This is a genomic window from Mesorhizobium sp. M2C.T.Ca.TU.002.02.1.1, from assembly GCF_003997225.1.
This window is the reverse complement of record NZ_RZTO01000711.1, coordinates 1-3,262: the sequence shown is the minus strand read 5'-3', so window position 1 is coordinate 3,262 and position 3,262 is coordinate 1. Positions and strand designations below refer to the sequence as shown.

The following is a 3,262-nucleotide window of genomic DNA, read 5'->3' as shown; positions in this document are numbered from 1 at the left end:
CCTGCTCGGCTGGACGCCGCGGTCGCGCGAAGACGCGCTGGTCGCGACCGCTGAGAGCCTGATCCGGCTTGGATTGCTCAAGAAATCGAAATGAAGCGCGCCAGGGGACGACTTCCCCAGGCGCGCCAGTTTTCAGCCGAGCAATGCGGCCTTGTTCGCTTCGAGGAACTGCTTGAGTGTCCGCGGTTTGCGGCCCGAGAGTTTTTCGACGGCATCGGTCACCTCTGCAATGCGACCGGCGCGGGTGTTGGCATCGAAGGAGACGATGATGCGGGCGAAATCCTCGGGAACGCCGGCAGCCTTGACGCCTTCGGTCAGCGCATCGTCCGGCAGTTGGATAACCTCCAGCGGTTTGCCGGTCACCTCGCTTACCAGCGCTGCAATCTCGTTGGTGGTGTAGGCCTGCGGGCCGGTCAGCGTGTAGATGCGGCTTTCCTTGGAGCCCGACGCGAGGCCGGCGGCGATGGCGGCCGCCATATCGTCGCGCGCGCCGTGCGCGATGCGTCCGTCGGCGGCCGAGGTGTACCACTTGCCTGCCGAGATGGCATGCGGCAGCGACATGAACAGGTTCTCCTGATACCAGCCGTTGCGGAAGATGGTGTAGGGGATGCCGCTTGCCTTGATCGCCTGCTCGGTGCCGTGGTGGTCGCCGGCAAAGAGCACGGGCGAGCCCGGCTCGGGATTTGGCATCGACGTGTAAAGCAGGTGCGAAACGCCAGCCGCCTGGGCCGCGGCCACCGCCGCCTGATGTTGCTTCAGGCGCCGGCCAGTCTTCAAGTCGAGGTCGCCGGTCGAGATGATCAGCACGCGGTCGGCGCCTGCGAACGCCTTCTCCAGCGAGGTCCTGTCGTTGAAATCGGCGGCCCGGACGGCGATGCCGAGCGCCGCCAGATCGGCTAGGTTTTCGGGATCGCGGGTGGTGGCGATGATGCTGGAGGGCGCAATTTTCTGCGCGCCCAGCAAGTGGTTGATGACGGCGCGGCCAAGCTGGCCGGAGGCGCCGGTGACGAGGAGGGTTTCGGTCATGGGAGGTCCCTGAAAATCGTGTCGAAGGCGGATCAAGTGCTGGTCTCAAAAAGAGACCAGCACTAAAATAGGAATTGACCTCGAGCCGTAAAGAAGGCAGTTTTCCGGGAGGTAGGCACAGCCAGGGAACCACCTGGACGGCCTAAAGCGCGTCGCGGTCTTTCAGATTGCTCCATGCGCTTTAGGTTTTTGATTTTATGCATGTCTCCCGAAACCGGTTTCACTTTCGGGAGACATGCTTTGGTTTCGATCAGCGGATGTCGTGATGGACAGCAAGATCTTCAATCTGAAAGCCAAGCTCGAGGTCTATAAGGCCATGACGAACGGCGCCAACTTCGCCGACTGTCCAGTCCGCGACGTGATCCAGGGCATCAGCGGCAAATGGAGCTCGCTGCTGGTCATGGCGCTGGCCGAGAAGCCTTATCGCTTTGGCGAGCTGCGCCGGCTGGTTCCCGATATCTCGCAGCGCATGCTGACGCAGACGCTCCACGAGCTGCAGCGCGACGGCTATGTGCACCGCGAAGTTTTCCCGACCAAGCCGCCAAGCGTCGAATACAGCCTCACCGATCTTGGGCGCTCGATGTTCCTGCCCCTGCAACAGCTCATTCAATGGGCCGAACTCAATCATGACGCGGTGCGCGGCGCGCGCGCCGCCTTCGACGCCACCCAAGGCTGATTTCTCGATATAAGCGTCAAAGCGCCCGATTGATCCGGCGCGTTCCACGCGGGATTGTCCCTGCAGGTTCGGGTTGGGGGACGATGGGCAAGTCTTACGAGATCGCGATTGCCGGCGCCGGTCCGGCCGGGCTGGCGGCAGCGCTTTACCTCAAGCGAGCCGGGCACAACGTCACCATCTTCGAGCGCTTCGACGAGCCGAAGCCGGTCGGTTCCGGTCTCATCCTGCAGCCGACCGGACTGACCGTGCTCGCCGATCTCGGCCTGCTCGACGAGATCCTTTCGCTTGGCAGCCGCATCGAGCGGCTGCACGGCACCGATGCCCAGACCGGGTGCACGGTGCTCGAAGTCCGCTACGATGCGCGGCGCGGCCGCCGCTTCGGCCTCGCGGTCCACCGGGCGGCGTTGTTCGGCGTGCTCTACCGCGCCGCCTTGCGCGAAGCGACCGCCATCGAAACCAATGTCGAAGTCGAGACGCTGGAGACGGCCGAGCGCGCGACGCTGGTCTGCGGCAACGGCAAGCGGCTTGGGCCTTTCGACCTCATCGTCGATGCCAGCGGCGCGCGCTCGAAACTGCGGCACTATCTCGGTGATTCCGCCATGCCGCGACCACTCGCCTATGGCGCCTTCTGGGCGTCGCTCGGCTGGCGCGACGGCTTCGACAGAGGCGCGCTGCTGCAGCGCTACGACAAGGCAAGCATCATGGTCGGCGTGCTGCCGATCGGCCGGCCCGAGCCCGGCGCGGAAGACATGGCGGCTTTCTTCTGGAGCCTCAAGCCGGCCGATGCCGAACGGATAAGGGCCGAGGGGCTCGAAGCATGGAAGGCGAGGGTGGTTTCGGTCTGGCCGGAATGCGAGGCTTTCACCGGCCAGATCGACAGTTTCGAGCAGCTCTCGCTCGCCCGCTACGGCCACCACACGATGAGACTGCCGGCCGGCCGCCGGCTTGCCGTCATCGGCGACGCCGCGCACTCGACCAGCCCGCAGCTCGGGCAAGGCGCGAATATGGCGCTGCTCGACGCCGCCGCGCTCAGTCATGCGTTGGCGCGGACGAACAACATCGATGAAGCGCTGGCGACCTATGCGAGTGCACGCCGTTGGCATGTGCGCGTCTTCCAGGCGCTGTCGTTGTCGCTGACGCCGTTCTACCAATCGGACTCCGCAGCCTTGCCCTTCGTCCGCGACCGGATGGTGGCGGGACTGGCGCGAATCCCGCCGGGGCCGCAATTCCTTGCCGCCATGGTCGCCGGCACGGTGATCGACCCGTTCAGGCGGATCGGGCTTGCGGAGTTGCAGTGGCCTGCCGACGGATGATCCCGGACAGGTACGATCCTTTTGCCCGAAGGAAGGCATGCAGCCGCTGCGGATAGTCCGGGCTGACGGCTTCGCTTACCGATCGGCGTTCGCTCAGGGCATGGCGCCAAGCCTGGACGAGCGGCTTGCCGTCGAGGATGCCGAAATCGCCGATGCGGTCGAACATGTCGACATAGCGGAAGACCGGCCCGTAAACGGCATCGACCAGCGAGAAGCGCTCGCCGGCGAACCACGGGCCGCTCTGCCT

General features: G+C 64.9%; 4 protein-coding genes. 2 read left to right on the top strand and 2 right to left on the bottom strand.

Going from position 1 to position 3,262, the window contains the following annotated elements:
* Nucleotides 1-132 precede the first annotated feature (132 nt).
* Nucleotides 133-1,026, bottom strand: coding sequence for an SDR family oxidoreductase (locus EOD07_RS28080; protein WP_127237704.1), 894 nt, complete (start codon nt 1,024-1,026; stop codon nt 133-135).
* Between the two features lie 265 nt (nt 1,027-1,291).
* Here EOD07_RS28080 and EOD07_RS28075 point away from each other — a divergent pair, with 265 nt between their 5' ends.
* Both EOD07_RS28075 and EOD07_RS28070 read left to right on the top strand, forming a co-directional pair.
* On the top strand, nt 1,292-1,702 hold the full coding sequence (locus tag EOD07_RS28075) for a helix-turn-helix domain-containing protein (protein WP_127237703.1): 411 nt from the start codon (nt 1,292-1,294) through the stop codon (nt 1,700-1,702).
* 83 nt (nt 1,703-1,785) lie between these two features.
* Nucleotides 1,786-3,015 (top strand): NAD(P)/FAD-dependent oxidoreductase, encoded by a 1,230-nt coding sequence (locus EOD07_RS28070; protein WP_127237702.1) that lies wholly within the window; start codon nt 1,786-1,788, stop codon nt 3,013-3,015.
* Here the strand turns inward: EOD07_RS28070 and EOD07_RS28065 are convergent.
* Nucleotides 2,969-3,262, bottom strand: a 294-nt coding sequence (locus tag EOD07_RS28065; protein ID WP_164772600.1) for a glutathione S-transferase domain-containing protein, incomplete at its 5' end; no start/stop codon positions are given. The genes EOD07_RS28070 and EOD07_RS28065 overlap by 47 nt on opposite strands.

Excerpts from the sequence above, each read along its gene's own strand:
- EOD07_RS28080 (WP_127237704.1), bottom strand. The coding sequence starts at position 1,026 with ATGACCGAAACCCTCCTCGTCACCGGCGCCTCCGGCCAGCTTGGCCGC.
- EOD07_RS28075 (WP_127237703.1), top strand. The coding sequence starts at position 1,292 with ATGGACAGCAAGATCTTCAATCTGAAAGCCAAGCTCGAGGTCTATAAG.
- EOD07_RS28070 (WP_127237702.1), top strand. The coding sequence starts at position 1,786 with ATGGGCAAGTCTTACGAGATCGCGATTGCCGGCGCCGGTCCGGCCGGG.